Genomic DNA, 20,159 nt, shown 5'->3' with positions numbered 1-20,159 from the left:
CGGGGTCTCCCATGGACTCGCTTTTCTAAGCAGTAGTCTCGTACACCCGCTCCAATCAACTTTGTTTTAACTTATAGATAGAGCCCTTTTGCCTAAAGTCTTTATTGTTTTAAAATAGACTTAATAAAACTTGAGGTGATGAGGATGCATCCTATTAAGCGTGATCAACTTGAAATGATCATTTTAAATCAACTGGTGCCTGCGAACCATTTGGTTCGTAAAATTGAAGCTAACACTTTCATTTATGATTTGTTGAAAGATTTGTATTCAGAGATAGGACGCCCAAGTATTGATCTAGACTTTCATTCAATATAACTTCGGTATTCGTTCAATGCGTAAAACAATTGAAGAAGTTGAAACAAATATAGCTTACCGTTGGTTCTTAGGCTTTGGTTTCCATGATAAAGTGCCTCATTTCTCAACATTCGGGAAAAATAATTAGTCCGGTAAAGGCACATCCCTTTAGGCATCTTCTCTGATTAGGAATTCCCTCACAAGTGAAAGGAAATGAAGGGAACCTGTGATGACAAGGGCCTCTTTTCCCCCTGTTTTCCGTCTGCCTTCCCTTATCGCCGCCTGCCAATCCTTGTTTATACTTTTATTTTCATGACTGCATTTTTCATAAAGCGTGTGCGCATCCGCCGCCCGTTCGTGGAAGAATTCAGTAATGATGATTTCCATCGCTTCCGTTTCCAGTCCACGAAGCATCTGGGAATAATTTTTATCTTTGAATGAGCTGAATATGAACCGGTACTTATATTCAGGGTAATGCACTTTTAGCGTTTCCATCAATACGTCGATGCCGGCCGGATTATGTGCACCATCAATGATCACCAACGGCTCATCCGATATTTTTTCAAAACGTCCATCCCATTTCGCTTCCCCTATTCCTTTAAGGATGCTTTTTTCATCGATATTTTCCATTCCTAATAGGACAGCAGCAATGGCCAGCGCCGCATTTTCCATTTGATGACGGCCTAACATCTGCATTTCCACATTTTCGATGGACCTGTCTCCAAGCGAAAAGGAGAAACTTTGCCCACATTCACTTTGCTTTACATTGCCTACATGAAAGTCTTTACCTAATTGGTAATAAGGCACGCCTACTGAAGACGCTTTTTCTTCGATTACTTTTGCTGGTTCCCAAGCGGTGACTCCGCTGATGATCGGCGCCCCGCTTTTAATGATGCCCGCCTTCTCTGAAGCAATTTCCCCAAGTGTGTTACCCAGGATATTCGTATGTTCCAAAGAAATCGAGGTAATGATCGAAAGAAACGGCTGGATGACATTCGTTGTATCGAGCCTGCCTCCCAGTCCGGTTTCCATTAAAACCAAATCCACTTCCTTTTTGCTGAAATAAGAAAATGCCATTGCAGTCAATATTTCAAACTGAGTAGGTCCATTCCCCTTACTGTCCATCTCTTGGATGAACGGCTGCAGCTCCCGGAATGTGGCGATAAAATCCTTATCACTGATTTCGTCCGTATTTATCTTCAGCTGTTCATTCAACCGTATTAAATAAGGTGAAGTGAAGGAAGCGACACGTACCCCTTCAGCTAGAAGGATTTCTTTCATATATTGCAAGGTAGATCCTTTCCCGTTTGATCCTGCAATGTGAATATACTTAAGCGCCTTATGTGGGTCACCTAAGTTAGTTAATAATGTTTCCATCCTTGATAAGCCAAAATTCATACCCAATTGAACTTGGCGCCGTTCAAAAAAATGATTGATTTCCTTCATGGTTGTTACCATTATCGTTGAGCCTCCTCTTTCTTTATACCGCTCTTATGCGTTAATATTATTTTATCAATATATGAACGATTAACCTAGATGAAAGGTAGTGTTTTACAATGAAACCTTCAGATCTTCACTGTTGGATCGTCGTTAACGGCTATTTACAGCATGATAAGTTTTCCAATTTAGCTTTGTTCATTAAGGAGGCGGCTGAAAGGAAAGAAATCATGGCAACTCTTATCCGTAATTCAGATCTGATACCCATAATTGAAAAAGGAGTGCCTCTAATTAAAGGAGCCTTTGATAAGCTGCCTGATTTTGTTCTGTTCATGGATAAAGACATTCATTTGGCACGCCATTTGGAATTGCTCGGCATCCCCGTATATAACGGCAGTACAGCTATCGATATTTGTGACAGTAAAGCAAAAACACATCAAGCATTGGCCGGGAATGGCATACCGATGCCGAAAACCTTGTTTCCCCCCTTTACGTACGAAGGTATCGAAAGGGTCAATATGGATGCCTTTAAACAAATCGGCATTGAACTTGGGTATCCACTTATCGTTAAGGAAGCATACGGTTCTTTTGGGGAACAAGTATATTTGATCCATACAGAGGATGAGTTATTTAAGACAATCCGTAATCTTGGCCACAAGCCATTTATCATTCAGGAATTCATCGAACACAGTAAGGGACGGGATATTCGTGTTAATGTCGTCGGCAATCGAGTCATAGCAGCGATGCAACGCCATTCCGAGCACGACTTCCGAGCTAATATGACTGCCGGGGGTCAGGCTGCCCCCTATACACCCACCACGGAAGAAGCACAACTTGCCATCAAATGTGCGGAGATTCTAGGTGCCGACTTCGCCGGCGTCGATTTGCTGTTCGGTGAAGAGGGACCGCTTTTGTGCGAAGTGAATTCGAATTCTCATTTACTGAATATTTATGAATGTACAGGCATCAACATCGCTGATAGCATGTTCGATTATATCCTGAACAAATTAGGAAAAGGAAGTGCATCTGATGAAAAAGCAAGCGGGTTGGTTGATTTATAACCGTGAGGATGCCATAAATAATAAAGGATACATAGATTGGATGCTTGGCGAAGCCAGTCAGCTTGATCTTGATTTACACTTTCTCCATCGGGAGGACCTTAGGATCGGCCACCGTTTCAACGAATTGTACGTGGAACATGAGATGAAGCCAATTTCATTGCCTGACTTTGCGATCGTCCGGACCATCGATCCCTTTTTTACTAGGCAACTGGAGCAACTGGGGATTGCCTGCTTTAACTCCTCATCCGTATCCGAAATCGCGAATGACAAAGCAAAGACGCATCAATATTTGTCCTCGCTGGGGATACCAATGGCCGATACCGTTTACTGCAACGGAAGTCCGAATGCCGAGGATATGGAGTTCCCTTTCATCGCTAAAGAAACACGCGGCCGCGGCGGGAAACAAGTTTATTTAATCGAGCATGCCGATGATTTGGCCGAACTGAATGACGGAAATTGGATTGTCCAAAAACCTGGTTTATTCGGCAGGGATATCCGTGTCTTTGTAGTTGGTAAAAAAGTGAAGGCAGCTGTCCTTAGGGAATCCGCTTCAAGTTTCAAGGCAAATTACACGCTAGGGGGATCAGCTTCGTTATATGAGCTGACCGCATCCGATTTAACCCTTGTAGAAAGAGTAATCGAGGCATTTGATTTTGGCCTGGTCGGAATCGATTTCATATTTGCCGAAGATGGCAGCCTCATGCTCAACGAAATCGAGGATGTCGTCGGCAGCCGGACATTAAGTGCACTAAGCGACATGAATATCGTACGGGATTACCTCCTATTCATAAAAGAAAGAATATCCTCCCAACGGAACATTTGATTCTGGGAATGACATCAATCGCGGTAAATACAAAAGGATGAACCGGCATATAGCTGGTTCATCCTTTTGTTTTACAGTTGTTTCAGTTCGCTGATCCTGTGGATCACAGAGTCGCGTTTTTCGCTATAGTCTTTTTCTTTGGCACGTTCTTCTTCAATGACGCTTGCCGGCGCCTTTTTAACGAAGCCCTCGTTGCCTAATTTTTTCTGTACACGTTCAACTTCTTTATTAAGTTTGTCGAGTTCTTTTTCAAGACGTTTCACTTCTTCGTCGATATTGATCAGGCCTGTAAGCGGAAGGATCAGTTCTACACCAGTTACGACAGCTGTCATGGCTTGAGCAGGTTCTTCGACCTCGATTCCGATCGTCAATTGTTCAGGATTACAGAAACGCTCGATATAGCTGCTGTTTTTCTGTAACGTTTCTAAGACGGACTCATCTTTAGCTTTTAAAATCAAATTGATTTTTTTGCTTAACGGTGTGTTCACCTCAGCACGGATGTTACGGACGGAGCGGATGATTTCAACAAGCAGCTTCATTTCCTCGGCTGCAGCTGTATCTGTCAATCCTTCATTCACTTCCGGCCAAGCGGCAACAGTGATCGACTCACCTTGGTGAGGAAGGTTCTGCCAGATTTCTTCGGTAATGAATGGCATGAACGGGTGTAATAATCTCATCGTGTTATCCAGTACATAAGCCAAGATCGAGCGGGTCGTTATCTTCGCTGCTTCATTTTCGCCATATAACGGAAGCTTCGCCATTTCAATATACCAGTCACAGAAGTCATCCCAAATGAAGTTATAAAGCACACGGCCCACTTCACCGAACTCATAACGGTCCGCAAGTCTCGTCACGTTTGAAATCGTTTCATTCAAGCGCGTCAAAATCCATTTATCGGCTACAGACTTCTCACCGCTTAAATCGATTTCGTCATAAGTCATGCCATTCATGTTCATCAAAGCAAAACGGGATGCGTTCCAAATCTTATTCGAGAAGTTCCAAACCGCTTCCACTTTTTCCGTACTATAACGAAGGTCCTGCCCTGGTGAGCTGCCTGTAGATAAGAAGTAACGCAGGGAATCGGCACCGTATTGATCGATGACATCCATCGGATCCACACCATTGCCAAGCGATTTACTCATCTTGCGACCCTGTTCGTCACGAACCAGACCGTGGATCAGTACATTTTCAAATGGACGCTCACCTGTGAACTCAAGTGCTTGGAAAATCATCCGCGATACCCAGAAGAAAATGATATCATAGCCTGTTACAAGTGCTCCGTTTGGATAGTATCGTTTGAAATCGATACTGTCCTTATCAGGCCAGCCCATAGTCGAGAATGGCCATAATGCCGAGCTGAACCATGTATCCAGAACATCTGTATCCTGTTCCCAGTTTTCAGCATCCGCAGGTTCTTCGTGGCCAACATACACTTCACCTGTTTCTTTATGGTACCACGCTGGAATGCGGTGACCCCACCAAAGCTGACGGGAAATGCACCAGTCTCGGATATTTTCCATCCAGTGAAGGTACGTTTTTTCGAAACGATCTGGTACGAAATGAACCTTTTCCTCATCGGACCCTTTTTGAAGTTCAACGGATGCATCAGCCAGTGGCTGCATTTTTACGAACCATTGAGTCGAAAGATATGGTTCAACAACAGCACCGCTTCTCTCTGAATGGCCGACTGAGTGAAGGTGATCTTCGATTTTGAAGAGCACTCCTTCTTCCTGAAGATCTTTGACGATTTGCTTACGGCATTCGAAGCGATCCATACCTTCGTACTTACCAGCCTTTTCATTCATCGAACCGTCTTCATGCATGACAAGGATGCGCTCCAAATTGTGACGGTTCCCAATTTCGAAGTCATTCGGGTCATGGGCCGGAGTAATTTTAACCGCGCCTGAACCGAATTCCATATCGACATAATCATCACCGACAATTGGGATTTCCCGGCCTGTAATTGGCAAGCGAACCATTTTGCCGATCAGGTGTTTATAACGATCATCTTCAGGGTGTACAGCAACCGCAGTATCGCCTAGCATCGTTTCTGGACGTGTGGTGGCTATTTCAATTTCACCTGTCCCGTCAACCAACGGATATTTCATATGGTAAAATGCACCCTGCACATCTTTATAAATAACCTCGATATCGGATAACGCCGTTTTCGTTGATGGATCCCAGTTGATGATGTATTCGCCTCGGTAAATCAAGTCCTTGTTATAAAGAGAGACGAAAACTTCGCGTACTGCTTTTGAAAGCCCCTCATCAAGAGTGAAGCGTTCACGGGTATAATCAAGCCCAAGACCCAACTTTGACCATTGTTCACGGATATGGCTCGCATATTCCTCTTTCCATTTCCATGTCTCTTCAACGAACTTTTCACGTCCAAGGTCATAACGGCTTACGCCTTCCGAGCGAAGCTTTTGTTCAACCTTTGCTTGAGTGGCGATACCGGCATGGTCCATGCCAGGCAACCATAATACATCATAGCCTTGCATCCTTTTCATGCGTGTCAATATATCTTGAAGTGTCGTATCCCAAGCATGGCCAAGATGCAGCTTACCTGTTACATTAGGGGGCGGGATGACAATCGTATATGGTTCCTTTTTATCGTCACCCGTCGCTTCGAAAAACTTCCCATTAAGCCACCATTTATAGCGGCCTTTCTCTATCGTCTGCGGATCATATTTAGTTGGCATCGAAATTTGGTTCTCTTCCATATCATTTCCTCCTTTTTGGGCATAAAAAAAACTTCCATCATCACAAAAGGACGAAGGAAGTTGTTCGCGGTGCCACCTTTTTTCCGAAAAATAAAAAAATCTCTTTCGGCTCTCAAATCGGATAACGGCTCTTCACCGGCCTTCGCTACTAAGATCTTTCACGAAAACTGCTCGCGGACGACTTCGGATGCTGCTGCCTGGAAACCTCACACCAATTGGTTTCCTCTCTGAAAAGTGCATTTCATCTTACTATTTCCGGTCTTTGCATTGAATTATATTCATATGTAAAATCATTGAATGCATATAGTATATAGTACAAAAAATATGGGGCTCCAGTCAATCATCTTTTCGCTTACTTTCCCAGGAAGCGTCTCATTTCACGCATTCACTCCCGCTGCCCGGCCATTTTCTTTATTTTATACTCCAGGAACAGTTAATGTGACGGCTTTTTCACCTTTCCCACTACCCACCCATATAATAAAAGAAGTCCTAAAAAGGAAGGTAATAATATGAAGCGAAGATATACTCCCTATACTTTACCGCCTTGGATGAAAAAATTCCGCGGTGTTTGCCAGCAGTTCATCATTCCCTTTATCGTATTCCAAGGATTACGTACGCTGATTTTCCCTACTTTCTTCGATATGCTCCTGTTAGTCGCCTTTATTTTCTTGGCCTTGTCTTTATATTTCGAATGGATTTAATTATTCCCTCACAGCAAAAAAATATACATGACTGGAGATGATCCAATCATGTATATTTAGCTTGGGGGTGATTGCTCTTCTTTGGCAGCCTCGGCAGCCGCCTTTTTCTTCTGTTCGATTTCTTCGATTTTCATCACCATATATTCTACATTCTTCAGGAGCCAAAATTGCCTCTGCAGTTGGGTAACATTATCAAGCTCTGAACGATGGCTCCTGCCATCGGAATAACCCTTCACTAATTCCAATGCTGATCCAGGGAAAGCCATATAACTTTGCATGAGCAGCAATTCTTCTTCTTTCAAAGGAAAATAACGAAAATAGTTATATAGCCAGTCGACGCAGTCATCGCATTGGACAGGATAGGTCCTGGCCGATTTAACGAGAAATGGCAGTAAATCGAAATGAGGCGGTGCCGTATTCGAATTCTCAAAATTGATGAAGTAGCCATACCCCCGTTCATCACTAACGAAATGCTTCAAAGAGACCTTTCCGTGCGTGATCACGGTTCGAACCTTTTCACTTTCCTTCGTTTTTTCATACCAGGTTTCAAATTTCTTGATCGAGTACTTCAGTGCCTGTGAAATATCAGTGAAGAATGAACAAACCGTCATTTCAAATGGAGACATATACCACTTCTTTTCGCAGCTGACAATATACTCATCCATAAAGTCCTTCTCGTTATTCCAGGCATCAAGCGTCCGCTCATAATGAGCTTCCCGTTCTTCTATATCCACCTGGATTTCCTTTACGGACAGCGTATGCATCCGAGCAAGCTCCCTGAACATTTGCTTATGCTTTTCATCACGCTCCCCGTCCCCTTCATTATTAAGCCAGGGCATCAGGTAATACAAACGTCCATTATGAAGGACGGCGTAACGCTGATCCATCGTTTGATAAATGGGAACGATCCGGTTATAGCCTCGATGGTACAGTTTTTGAACATTCCTGATAAAATCAATGCCGTTATGCGGTACAATGGATTTCAAGGCAAATGTACCTCGATCACTGTATACTTTTTTCACCCGCCCGAAGTCCTCAATATATTGTACATACATGGCGTATTCCTTCAAAACGGTCTCCGTGTCACGATCCCGATTAATAGGCTGCTGATTCTCGTTTTCCCTCACGAGACTCACTCACTTTCTCTATAAACACTCAACAATCCGATTATTCAATTCTTCTAGCCACCAAAAGGTGTAATTAAATCCGGGCTGCTCTAAAAAACAGGAGCAGACCATATGCTCTGCTCTCTGTCCTGGTCAATTCTTATACGCAACCGCCTTCGGTATATAGATGACTTGCCCTTCATGGACGTTCTGGTTCGACTCCAACTCATTACTGAAAAGTATGGATTGAACCGTAACATCATAACGTTGAGCCAAGTCATCAAGCGTTTCCCCTTGCTGGACAATACAAACCTTCATCCTTACCAGCTCTTCTTCTTGTTTCCGACCGAATAAGTCCATGATGGAAAGCTGCTTTTCATCATGTTCAGCGGTTTCCTTATCATCACGCTCCACGGCTTGTTTCCTGCCTTTGAAATTTTTAACTTCCTTAGCTGGCGGCGCTGGTCTTTCCTTCTTTTTGAATAGATCGCTTATGGACGACGAATTTGCTTCCTCTTCATGTTCCATCTTCGCATGTTCCTTAAGGATAGGACCCGCTGCAGCCTCAGCTTCTTCCTGCCGGATGACATCCTCGTTTTCGGAATTTGAAACAGGGCTATTCTCAACTGGGACACTTATATGATTGATTACATGATTTGGCTCTTCCACTGCTTCCTCTTCCATCAAAGTCTTTCTAGGAGTCTCGACTTTCTCCATGGTTTCCTGCCTGCTTACATTTTCCTCCTGCTTCTCCTCTTCCATGGATGACATAGGTACCTCTGCTGAATCAGGCTGATCACTTATAGAAAAATTCACTTCTTCCTGTCTGTGCACTTCCGTTTCCCACTCCTCCTCTTCAGGATATGGTGAAACGGGAATCTCAAAAACTGGGACACCATGCTGATCGCTTAAATAGATTGGTTCCTCTTCCTCTTCCTCGTTTGCTTCAGATACCCGTTTTGCCTCTGCAGAAAAAGGCGTGTATAACTCTTCCTCCTGCTCATCTCGGAAAACAGGCTGAAAATCTGGGATTGGCGGCACTGCAGCCGCATATGGAATATATGACTCGTTTTCACCGTCCGTTTCTTCTTGTTCCTCTGTTTCCCCAACTTCCTGCTCCGTATCGAACCGTTCTTCCACATATGAATCATTATAAATTCCGGTTATCAACAAATCCGCCTGCAATTTCAAACAGTTATGTTCAGGCATGGCATAATCAAAGCTTTGAATCGAGACATCGATCTCCTCTAATGAGGCAATTCGATTATTCGGAATTGTTATATCAACCGGAAAACGGTGTGTGAACTCAGTAAGTCCATCAGGATGCCTCTCGACCTTTTGAACGGCTTTTGGCAAAAAGGTCTGCGAAAATTCCTCTTCCTCACCATTTTGCGAGTCTTTGTATTCACCGCATAAATCTAACGAGCCTCGTATAAAAACATATTGATCACTTTCTTGAATCGTCACATTTGGATCCAGAGAAATGGAAAATAACTCAGCCACTTCCTGTCCCTTCTGGAACCAAACGGATTCCTCTAAAGAAAATCGTAAATACGATTCATTTTCTTGCGACAAGACAACTCCTCCTTTCAGCTTCAGGAAACGGTACCTATACCAATATCAATCTATGAAGAAAGGAAGCTGATTATTCCTTCATTTCATTTGCAGCCATCCAAACCTTATTTTTACTGAACCATGATAAGGAGTAGACTTTACTTTTTCAGGCTAAAATCCATGTCGATTGGATCAATCAGATTTAAACCATTTTAATTCGGCCTACTGCCATTTAATTTGTCCTTCAACCATTTTTTCGTCCTTCTTCCACTTACTCCTTGAATCAAAAAAACAGGCTACCTTTCTCCAAAAGCTTTTGGAGAAATGGTAGCCTGTTAATAATTTTAATAGTGTCATGAAGCCTCATTTTTTTAATTTTGCAAAGGCCTGTTCTGCCGCTGTGATGGTCTTTTCGATATCTTCATCACTATGTGCAGTGGAAAGGAATAAACCTTCAAACTGGGACGGCGGCAAGTAGATGCCTTGATTTGCCATTTCCCTATAGTAAGAAGCAAAGAACTCTAAATCTGATGTTTTTGCTGTATCATAATTGATTACTTCTTCATCCGTAAAGAATAGTCCAATCATGGAACCGGCACGGTTGAATGTATGGGGAACTCCGTACTTTTTCGCTGCTTCTCCGATGCCTTTTTCAAGCATATCACCTTTTCGGGTGAACTCTTCATAAGATTCTGGAGTCAATTGGCTCAGCGTTTCAAGACCAGCCGTCATGGCCAGAGGGTTACCTGACAATGTTCCTGCTTGATAGATTGTCCCGCTCGGGGCAATTCGTTCCATGAATTCGCGCTTGCCTCCGAAAGCTCCGACCGGTAAGCCACCACCAATTACTTTCCCAAGGCAAGTCAGGTCCGGTACGATGCCAAAATAGCCTTGTGCACAGTTATAACCGACACGGAAACCTGTCATAACTTCGTCAAAGATCAATAGAGCCCCGTATTGGGTCGTCACTTCACGTAAGCCTTCGAGGAAACCTGGTTGCGGCGGAACTACGCCCATGTTCCCTGCAACAGGTTCTACGATGATACACGCGATGTCTTCGCCAAATTGTTCAAACGCATATTTGGTTGCTGCAAGATCATTATATGGTACGGTAATCGTATTTTTCGCAATGCCTTCCGGTACTCCCGGACTATCCGGCAAACCTAATGTGGCAACGCCGGAGCCTGCTTTGATTAGCAATGAATCGCCATGTCCATGATATGAACCTTCGAATTTAAGGATTTTATCCCGACCTGTAAAGCCTCTCGCCAACCTTAGCGCACTCATCGTCGCTTCTGTTCCTGAAGACACCATCCGGATCATCTCAATCGAAGGCACCCGGTCAATGACCAACTTAGCCAGTTCATTCTCAATCAGCGTAGAGGTTCCGAAGCTTGTACCTGATTCCGCTACCTTTTTCAATGCTTCAACGACATGGTCATTCGTGTGACCCAGGATAAGCGGTCCCCATGAAAGAACATAGTCTATATATTCATTGCCATCGATATCATACATTTTTGAGCCTTTTCCACGCTCCATGAAAATGGGATCCATGTCCACGGATTTGAAGGCACGTACAGGGCTGTTCACGCCGCCTGGCATCAATTTTTTTGCTTCGGCAAACGCTTGTTTCGATTTTTCATATGACCGCATGATTCAATCCCCTTTTCCATTACAGGTTTTATTTGTTAATCATCTTTGATTATCTTCGTTTATCCAGCGTGCTACTTCTTTTGAGAAATACGTAATGATCAAGTCGGAACCTGCGCGTTTCAATCCTGTCAGCATTTCCATCACTATCGCTTTTTCATCAATCCAGCCATTTTGGGCAGCAGCTTTGACCATTGAATATTCACCGCTCACATTGTAGGAAACAACGGGAAGATTAAAGTTATTCTTAACGTCCCTGATAATGTCCATGTAGGAAAGGGCTGGTTTCACGATTAAGAAATCCGCACCTTCAGCAACATCGGATTCAGCTTCACGGAATGCTTCAAGGCGATTGGCAGGATCCATTTGGTAAGTTTTCCTGTCGCCAAATTGCGGCGCGCCATTCGCTGCATCACGGAATGGGCCGTAAAAAGCCGAAGCATATTTCACTGCATAGGACATGATCGGAATATCTTCATAGCCAGCTTCATCCAGGCCTGCACGGATGGCCGCAACGAAACCGTCCATCATATTGGAAGGGGCAATGATATCGGCACCGGCCTCAGCCTGGCTGATCGCCGTTTTGGCAAGAAGGTCAAGAGAAGCGTCATTCAGGATCTTTTCCCCTTCAACGACCCCGCAATGGCCATGGCTTGTATACTCACAAAGACATGTATCAGCAATGACAATGACTTCAGGATATTGTTTTTTGATATAGCGGGTTGCCTCTTGCACAAGTCCGTTATGGTGAAATGCTCCTGTGCCTTGTTCGTCTTTATCATGAGCAAAAGGGACACCGAATAAAATGACTGACTTAATGCCCAGACTTACGACTTCATCCATTTCAGCCCCAAGGTTATCCATGGATAACTGATATATACCAGGCATCGAGTTGATTTCATTTTTTACATTTTCACCGTCAATGACGAAGATCGGATAGATCAAATCCTCTTTATGCAATTGTGTTTCACGGACTAAAGCCCTCATGCCAGCACTTGCACGCAAGCGACGGTGGCGATTGAATGGAATGTTTTTCATTTTGAAGTTCCTCCCTTGTTATTTCTTTTTGCTTATGAAGCGTATTAAATCCGCAACCATGGCATCCGTCGTATAAACATCTGGACAAACATCGACGTTTAGCCCATTTTTTTCAGCCGTTTTAGCGGCAATCGGCCCGATGCATGCGATGATGATCCGGTCTATGTATGTATTCAAATCATGGCGTTCCATGATCTGTAAAAAATGATTGACCGTCGAAGAGCTCGTAAAGGTTATGATGTCGATTTCATGATTCGTTATAAGTTTCACGAGTCTTTTTTCACTGCTTCCGGGAAGCACGGTATGATAAATTATCACTTCATCACAGGATGCACCGGTTTCATTGATTGCCTCCGCAATAACCGCCCTCGCGAGATTCCCTTTTGCCAGCAATACACGCGACCCGGGACCAAGCAGGGTAATGAACTCCGCAACAAACCCTTCGGCAACAAACTGAGCTGGAACGAAATCCGCCCTATATCCATGTCGTTTCAGGGCCGCTTCTGTTTTGGAGCCGATAACGGCTATTTTCGGAAGCATTAAAGGCTGTTCACCAATAAGTTTAAAGAAGAAATCCACTCCATTTTGACTGGTGAGAATTATCCAGTCATAGGTATGCAGCTCATCTAACCGCTCTTGAACAACTTCCATATGATCAGGAAGAGTGAACTCAAGCAATGGCACAAGAAGCGGCGTTCCGCCATTTTTATCGATCGAATCTTTTAAACCATCTGCCTGCCCTTTCCCTCTGGTGATTAATACCCGATAATCCTTAAGAGGTTGAAAGGGATTCATTACTGATCAAGCTCCTCTTTTACGCGATCAATCAATTCTTTACCGCCCATTTCACTTATCTGTTTGGCAGCATCATGCCCAACCGTCTCGGGATCAGCCCCCTCAACCATTTCTTTATAAATCACTTTTCCGTCCGGAGAAGCGACCAAAGCCGTCAAGGAAACCAATCCATTATCTTTCTCTACCGCAAATCCGGCAATCGGCACCTGGCATCCGCCTTCCATTTTATCCAAAAAGGCACGTTCCGCTTCAACCGTTCTTTTCGTTTTTTCACAGGTTAATTTCTCAAGTTCAGCCAGCAGTTCTTTGTCGTCTTCGCGGCATTCAATGGAAAGTGCCCCTTGTCCAACTGCCGGAATGCAAATATCCTCATCTAAAAATTCCGATACGATGTCCTGCTCCCATCCCATTCTTGAAAGTCCGGCTGCTGCTAAAATGATGGCATCATAATCTTCCGTGTTCAGCTTATTCAGACGGGTATCGATATTCCCGCGAATCCATTTAATTTCAAGATCCGGCCTTCTAGCCAAAATTTGCGCACCGCGACGCAAACTGCTTGTACCTATAATGGAACCGGGCTTCAGTTCGGAAAGGGTTTCATGGTTCTTTGAAATCAAGGCATCCCGATGGTCCTCCCTTGGTGGTATGCAGCCGATCGTCAAGCCTGGAGGCAGCACCGCCGGCATATCTTTCATACTATGTACAGCCATATCTATTTCTTTATCCAGCATCGCTTGTTCGATTTCTTTAACGAATAAGCCTTTTCCGCCTACCTTGGAAAGCGTTACATCAAGGATTTGGTCACCCTTTGTGACAATTTCCTTCACCTCGAACTCGTATGGAACCCCAAGCTCTTTAAGTTGATCGATTACCCAGTTCGTTTGGGTAATCGCTAATTTACTACGTCTAGAACCAACAATTATTTTTCTCATAGTTTCCTCCTATGTATTCCAAAAGTGGAATGTTGAAAGGCTTCCGAAAAGGAAAAAGTTAATTAACACAATCATGAAAGATCCAATATTCAGAAAGGCTAGGGTCCTTCCATACATTTGTTTCCGAATTTTCAAGTATAAAAACACACTGTAAGCGATGAGCAAAATGAATGAACCGATGATCTTCATATCCAGCCAGGATACCCCAGGCACTTTTATATAAGCCCATTGAATCCCCAAGATAAGGGAGACAACTAATAATGGAACACCTATTACTGCGAGGACATAAGACATTTGTTCGAGCTTCGTTAAATCGCCGAGTCGAAGCAGCCGTTTCCCCCACTTCTTCCGTTTAAGTAAATCATATTGAATTAAGTAAAGAAGGGAAAAAACGAAAGAAAGCGTGAATGCCCCATAAGATAGGATGGCAAAAGTGATATGTATGAGCAATAGCTCTGAAACCAGACGCTGTGCAAGCACTTGAGATTCTATCTGAACAGGTGCAAAGGTATGGATGGCCATAACCATAAAACCTAATACGTTCGTAAAAAAGACCGTAAAATCGACTCTTAGGAATCGGTTAATGATTAAAGATAACGATATGAGGACCCATGCATAAAAATATAAGCCTTCAAAAATCGTCAATACCGGGAACCTTCCCGTTTTCAATACATACAGAAATAAAAAAATTGTTTGCAGTACCCAAACAATAGAAAGCAACCAGAAGGCGACCTTATTCGCCTTCTGGTTATTATTAAGGAAGTCAATAAAGTATAAAAGCATACTGATGGCATACAACAATACAGTGGCTTCATGCAATCTTGTCATTAGTAATTCCATATTTACCTCATTACTGGACAGGAACTGGATTCAATAGGGATGCCTTGGAGCTGTTCATTTCTTTTTCATCATCCGCTACCAGCTGGTCTTCAATCAAGTCCTCTAAATGAAAGATTTTCACGAAATTATTTAATTGCTCTTTTGCATTCGGCTCATCCGCAAGCTCTTTTGCATAAAGAATAGGATCTTTTAGCATTTGGTTGATGATGCTCTTCGTATGCTTGTTCAGAACCTTTTTGTCCCGTTCGCTTAAATGAGGAAGCTTTCTTTCGATGCTTTCCATCGTTTCCTGTTGTATGGATAGGGATTTTTCCCGTAAAGATGAAATGACAGGAACCACACCAAGCAAATTAATCCATTGATTGAAGTCCACAATTTCAGATTCGATCATCAATTCTATTTTCTCGGCAGCTTTTTTGCGCTCTTCGATATTCGCTTGCACGATCCCTTCAAGATCGTCAATGTCATACAAGAAGATATTTTCAAGCTCCGCCAATGTTGGATCAAGGTCACGCGGCACTGCGATATCCACCATGAAAATAGGACGGCCTTTACGAAGCTTATTCACGAATGTCATCATTTCTTTTGTTACTAGAAGATCCTTTGAACCAGTGGAGGTAATCAGGATATCCGCTTCCACTAAAGCGCATTGCAGCTCTTGAAGCTGTTTCGCTGTACCATTGAATCTCTCCGCCAAGTCGACCGCTTTCTGAAAGGTGCGGTTAATGACTGTGATGCTGTCAGCGCCATTACTATGCAGATTCTGAATGGCTAACTCACCCATCTTACCGGCCCCAAGAATCAAGACGTTCTTGCCGTTCAGGCCTCCAAAGATTTTTTTTGCAAGCTCGACCGCCGCATAGCTGACAGAAACGGCATTCGTATTGATATCCGTTTCTGAATGAGCCTTTTTAGCTAATGTAATGGCTTGCTTGAAGAGATGGTTAAAAACGGTGCCGATCGTATCATCCTTCTGTCCTAACATATAGCTTGTACGCACTTGTCCCAAAATCTGGGTTTCCCCCAGTATCATGGAATTCAAGCCGCAGATAACTGAAAATAAATGCTCGGCAGCCCCATCGCCTTCATAGATATACAGGTATTTAGAAAATTCTTCTTTATCGATGTTAAACCATTCCGAAAGAAATTCCTTTATATAATACCGGCTCGTATGAAGCTGGTCACCGACCGCATATATTTCTGTTCTGTTGCATGTTGAAATAATAATGTTTTCCAAGATGCTTTTTTTATTTTTAAGAGCTTTCATTGCCTCGGCAAGTTCGGCTTCGTTAAACGATAGTTTTTCCCGAATTTCAACAGGGGCAGTTTTGTAATTTATACCAACCGCTAGAATATGCATCCTTTTGTTTTGCACCCCCAAAATTTTTCATGTAAATTTATTATACCATGTACTAAAATGGATACACGCAAATAATATGAACAGTTTATGAAAACGTATGCTACCATGAAAAGACGCCAAAACGCCTGAATTGCTCCAAAAGGTGTCTAAGCGGGATTTGTAAGTTACATACATATTTCGACATTGTGTACAAAAGTACCATATCAAAAATGGCAAAGAACTTCAAGTAATCGAATTGAATAGGAGGATAAAATGAAAACGCAACGTATTTTCCCCGGAACCGTTTTAATCGGTTTCGGACTCTACTTTTTTCTTGAACATTCCCAAATGGAAATCTTTCCAGGCTTTTATAGCTGGCCCACTTTATTATGCATAGTCGGTGCCGCCTTCTTGGTTCAGGCCTATAGTGGTAATGAATATGAATCCATCCTGCCAGGCGTCATCCTACTGGGATTCGGGGCTCACTTCCATATCGTAGCAAACCTTGATATTTGGCCGGATAATATAGGTATCTTTATTTTTATCATCTCACTGGGATTTATTCTCCGGGCACGTAAAACAAATTCTGGAATGTTTCACGGGATGGTATTATTCATCGTCTCGATCCTTTTCTTGTTCTATGATAAAATCACAACGTCTTTCGGGATTGTTGAAACAAATACGGCGAACATCGAAAGGTTTTGGCCATTTGCCTTGATGGCAATCGGCATCTACTTTTTGGTTCGAAAAAAGTAAAACTTCAGCCGAGTCGCATTTCATGCGAATTTCATAATGAAAAAGGGTATTCCAAATGCGGAATACCCTTTTCTTTTACATATATTTCTTAAGGACGCCCCAGGCTTGTTCCTTACCTTCGCCTGTTTCACCCGAGAAAAGAAGCAATTCATCTTCTCTTTCCATATTTAACGTTTGGCGTGTTATTTTCAAGTGCTTCTGCCATTTGCCTTTTGGAATTTTATCCGCTTTTGTTGCAATTACGATCCTGGGCAGGTCATAATGCTTCAGGAATTCATACATTGCGATATCATCCTTTGTAGGCGGATGACGCAAATCGACGATCAGAAGCGCAGCGCGGAGCTGATCACGGGAAGTGAAGTACGTTTCGATCATCCTTCCCCAAGCATCACGCTCCGTTTTTGAAACCTTTGCATAGCCATAACCCGGTACATCAACAAAATGGATTGCTTCATTTATGATGTAAAAATTCAAGGTCTGCGTTTTACCCGGTTTAGAGGATGTGCGCGCCAAGTTTTTTCGATTGATCATTTTGTTGATGAAACTGGATTTCCCAACATTGGAACGGCCCGCCAAGGCAAATTCCGGTATTGGAGTATTGGGATATTGTTCAGGCTTTACAGCGCTGATGACAATATCTGAACTTGTCACTTTCATTCGTTCACACCTACCAATGCATGCTCAAGGACTTCATCGACGTGTGAAACTGGAACAAATGTTAATGCTTTACGGACACTTTCCGGGATATCATCAATATCCTTTTCGTTATTTTGCGGGATGATGATTTTCGTAAGTCCTGCGCGATGGGCCGCTAAAGATTTTTCTTTAAGCCCGCCGATCGGAAGAACCCGTCCGCGTAATGTAATTTCGCCTGTCATGCCTACCTCTTTTCTGATCGGCCTATTAGTAAGGGCCGATATTAACGCTGTTGCAATCGTGATGCCTGCAGAAGGACCATCTTTAGGGACGGCACCTTCGGGGACATGAATATGAATATCATATTTTTCATGGAAGTTCGTATCAATATGAAGTTTTTCGGTTTTCGAACGGACATAACTGAAAGCAGCCTGGGCTGACTCTTTCATTACATCGCCAAGCTTTCCTGTCAGGATAAGCTTGCCTTTACCCGGTGACAAGGAAACCTCGATTTGCAGCGTATCGCCACCAACCGATGTGTAAGCTAAACCATTAGCTACTCCTACTTGGTTTTCGACTTCCGCCTGTCCATAATGGAACATGGTTTTCCCTAAAAACTCCTCGACATTCTTTTCAGAAATGACGACCCGCTTTTTATCTCCGGACACGATGATTTTTGCAGTCTTACGACAGATGCTTGCAAGCTGTCGCTCAAGACTCCGAACACCGGCTTCCCGGGTATAATAACGGATGATTTTGGTAAGTGCTTCCTCACGGATTTGCAATTGTGTCTTCATTAAACCATGGTTTTCCAACTGTCTTGGCAGTAAGTGATCCTTGGCTATATGAAGTTTCTCTATCTCAGTATAACCTGCAATCGAAATGATTTCCATACGATCACGAAGCGGGCCTGGAATGGATCCCAAATTATTCGCAGTCGCTATGAACATGACTTTGGAAAGATTATACGTTTCTTCAATATAATGATCACTGAAATTATGATTTTGCTCCGGATCGAGCACCTCCAGCATCGCTGCAGATGGATCTCCCCTAAAGTCATTGGACATCTTATCCACTTCGTCCAGTAAAAAGACAGGATTGATCGTTCCAGCTTTTTTCATGCCTTGGATGATCCTTCCCGGCATCGCCCCTACATATGTGCGGCGATGTCCGCGGATTTCTGATTCATCACGCACCCCGCCTAAAGATATACGGACGAAATTCCTATTCAGGGATGAGGCAATCGATTTAGCCAGACTTGTTTTCCCCACGCCGGGTGGTCCCACTAAGCAAAGGATCGGTCCCTTCAATGAATTGGTCAATTGCTGGACGGCTAAATACTCAAGCACCCGTTCTTTCACCTTTTCCAATCCATGATGGTCCCTGTTCAGGATCTTTTCAGCTTTGTGAATATTCAAGTCATCTTTAGTCGCTTTGGACCAAGGAAGCGAGATCAACCATTCGATATAATTACGGATGACAGAACTCTCGGCAGAGCTTGACGGAACTTTTTCATAACGGTCCAATTCCTTTAATGCCGTTTCTTTAATATGCTCAGGCATATCCGCTTCTTCTATCTTTTCGTTGAGGACCTCAATTTCCCCTGTTTTTCCTTCTTTATCGCCCAATTCCTTTTGGATCGCTTTCATTTGTTCACGCAGGTAATATTCCTTTTGGGTCCGTTCCATTGAACGCTTAACACGCTGGCCAATTTTTTTCTCGAGAAAAAGAACTTCTTTCTCGTTATTGATGATTTCGATTACCCGGCTTAAACGCTTTTTCATATCAATGGTCTCAAGCACTTCTTGCTTCTCCTTCAATTTCAAAGGCAAATGGGAAGCGATTATATCCGCTAATCGACCAGGCTCTTCAATATCGGAAGTGGACGAAAACGTTTCACCGGTTATTTTCTTGGACATTTTTATGTATTGTTCAAAATAATCCAGTAGGGTGCGCATTAATGCTTGATGTTCAGCATCCTTCTCATCACTGTCTTCATATATTTTAATCTTGGCACCATAATGTGTCTCATAATCGTAAAATTCAATGACCTCTGCCCGGTTCAATCCTTCCACTAACACCCGGATTGTACCATTCGGAAGCTTCAGCATCTGTTTTACCTTTGTTAAAGTTCCCATAGTAAATAAATCTTCTTCACCTGGTTCGTCCAACGAAACATCTTGTTGTGTCGTCAAAAATATAAGATGGTCTTCCACCATTGCTTTCTCAAGGGCTTGTACCGATTTATCTCGGCCTACATCTAAATGAAGTACCATTGTTGGATATACAAGCAGTCCTCTAAGCGGCAGGAGGGGGACGATGATTTCTTGATCAGTCATTTCCTGACACCTCCATCTAATTAGTATCGTCGTTGTAAACTATTTACCCATGTTCTCAACCTTTTAACAATTCTATCCTATTTATATAGAAGTGTCTATTCGTTTACCTTAACACGTTTCGACTGCTATTATTAT

At 43.1% G+C, this 20,159-nt stretch carries 16 protein-coding genes, 1 pseudogene and 1 other annotated feature; of the genes and pseudogenes, 5 read left to right on the top strand and 12 right to left on the bottom strand.

Annotated elements, in window-relative coordinates; translation table 11 throughout:
- Positions 1–138 precede the first annotated feature (138 nt).
- Positions 139–436: pseudogene (locus tag SB775_RS08430) on the top strand (transposase); the annotation flags it as partial.
- 26 nt (positions 437–462) lie between these two features.
- Here the strand turns inward: SB775_RS08430 and SB775_RS08425 are convergent.
- Positions 463–1,752, bottom strand: a complete 1,290-nt coding sequence (locus SB775_RS08425; protein ID WP_410861225.1) for a bifunctional folylpolyglutamate synthase/dihydrofolate synthase — start codon at positions 1,750–1,752, stop codon at positions 463–465.
- Positions 1,753–1,850: 98 nt separating this feature from the next.
- Between SB775_RS08425 and SB775_RS08420 the strand changes: the two genes are divergently transcribed.
- Both SB775_RS08420 and SB775_RS08415 read left to right on the top strand, forming a co-directional pair.
- Positions 1,851–2,792: an ATP-grasp domain-containing protein gene (locus tag SB775_RS08420; protein ID WP_410861224.1), complete on the top strand. Its 942-nt coding sequence runs from the start codon at positions 1,851–1,853 to the stop codon at positions 2,790–2,792.
- Entirely contained in the window at positions 2,761–3,615 is an 855-nt protein-coding gene (locus SB775_RS08415) for an ATP-grasp domain-containing protein (protein WP_410861222.1), read from the top strand. Before SB775_RS08420 ends, SB775_RS08415 begins: the two co-directional genes overlap by 32 nt.
- Before the next feature lie 71 nt (positions 3,616–3,686).
- Here SB775_RS08415 and SB775_RS08410 read toward each other — a convergent pair whose 3' ends face one another.
- Positions 3,687–6,338 (bottom strand): valine--tRNA ligase, encoded by a 2,652-nt coding sequence (locus SB775_RS08410; protein ID WP_410861220.1) that lies wholly within the window; start codon positions 6,336–6,338, stop codon positions 3,687–3,689.
- Between the two features lie 43 nt (positions 6,339–6,381).
- Positions 6,382–6,610, bottom strand: a binding site (T-box leader).
- 237 nt (positions 6,611–6,847) lie between these two features.
- Here SB775_RS08410 and SB775_RS08405 point away from each other — a divergent pair.
- Complete coding sequence (locus tag SB775_RS08405) at positions 6,848–7,039, top strand: hypothetical protein (RefSeq protein WP_061464264.1); 192 nt, start codon at positions 6,848–6,850, stop codon at positions 7,037–7,039.
- Between the two features lie 56 nt (positions 7,040–7,095).
- Here SB775_RS08405 and ysxE read toward each other — a convergent pair whose 3' ends face one another.
- The 8 genes from ysxE to hemA form a co-directional block, all read right to left on the bottom strand.
- The gene (ysxE, locus tag SB775_RS08400; protein ID WP_286140740.1) at positions 7,096–8,166 is read right to left on the bottom strand and encodes a spore coat protein YsxE; all 1,071 of its coding nucleotides are present in this window, start codon (positions 8,164–8,166) and stop codon (positions 7,096–7,098) included.
- Between the two features lie 132 nt (positions 8,167–8,298).
- Complete coding sequence (gene spoVID, locus SB775_RS08395; protein ID WP_089361672.1) at positions 8,299–9,720, bottom strand: stage VI sporulation protein D; 1,422 nt, start codon at positions 9,718–9,720, stop codon at positions 8,299–8,301.
- 342 nt (positions 9,721–10,062) lie between these two features.
- On the bottom strand, positions 10,063–11,352 hold the full coding sequence (hemL, locus tag SB775_RS08390; protein WP_089361673.1) for a glutamate-1-semialdehyde 2,1-aminomutase: 1,290 nt from the start codon (positions 11,350–11,352) through the stop codon (positions 10,063–10,065).
- Between the two features lie 39 nt (positions 11,353–11,391).
- Positions 11,392–12,387 carry a porphobilinogen synthase gene (hemB, locus tag SB775_RS08385; protein ID WP_089361674.1) on the bottom strand — a complete coding sequence of 332 codons (996 nt, stop codon included), beginning with the start codon at positions 12,385–12,387 and terminating at the stop codon, positions 11,392–11,394.
- Positions 12,388–12,405: 18 nt separating this feature from the next.
- Entirely contained in the window at positions 12,406–13,182 is a 777-nt protein-coding gene (locus SB775_RS08380) for a uroporphyrinogen-III synthase (protein WP_410861219.1), read from the bottom strand.
- Entirely contained in the window at positions 13,182–14,114 is a 933-nt protein-coding gene (hemC, locus tag SB775_RS08375; RefSeq protein WP_061464269.1) for a hydroxymethylbilane synthase, read from the bottom strand. Before hemC ends, SB775_RS08380 begins: the two co-directional genes overlap by 1 nt.
- Positions 14,115–14,123: 9 nt before the next feature.
- Complete coding sequence (locus tag SB775_RS08370; RefSeq protein WP_089361677.1) at positions 14,124–14,954, bottom strand: cytochrome C assembly family protein; 831 nt, start codon at positions 14,952–14,954, stop codon at positions 14,124–14,126.
- 10 nt (positions 14,955–14,964) lie between these two features.
- Positions 14,965–16,314 (bottom strand): glutamyl-tRNA reductase, encoded by a 1,350-nt coding sequence (hemA, locus tag SB775_RS08365; protein WP_410861217.1) that lies wholly within the window; start codon positions 16,312–16,314, stop codon positions 14,965–14,967.
- Positions 16,315–16,566: 252 nt separating this feature from the next.
- On the opposite strand from hemA, the gene SB775_RS08360 reads away from it, so the two are divergent.
- Positions 16,567–17,049: a LiaI-LiaF-like domain-containing protein gene (locus SB775_RS08360; protein WP_410861215.1), complete on the top strand. Its 483-nt coding sequence runs from the start codon at positions 16,567–16,569 to the stop codon at positions 17,047–17,049.
- A 75-nt stretch (positions 17,050–17,124) separates the two neighbouring features.
- Here SB775_RS08360 and yihA read toward each other — a convergent pair whose 3' ends face one another.
- Positions 17,125–17,706, bottom strand: coding sequence for a ribosome biogenesis GTP-binding protein YihA/YsxC (gene yihA / locus SB775_RS08355; protein ID WP_061464273.1), 582 nt, complete (start codon positions 17,704–17,706; stop codon positions 17,125–17,127).
- Entirely contained in the window at positions 17,703–20,024 is a 2,322-nt protein-coding gene (gene lon / locus SB775_RS08350; RefSeq protein WP_061464274.1) for an endopeptidase La, read from the bottom strand. Before lon ends, yihA begins: the two co-directional genes overlap by 4 nt.
- Positions 20,025–20,159 lie beyond the last annotated feature (135 nt).

The sequence above is a fragment of the Peribacillus sp. SIMBA_075 genome (assembly GCF_046534585.1).
Note: the sequence above shows the minus strand (reverse complement) of the source record. Positions and strands in the feature narration are given on the sequence as shown.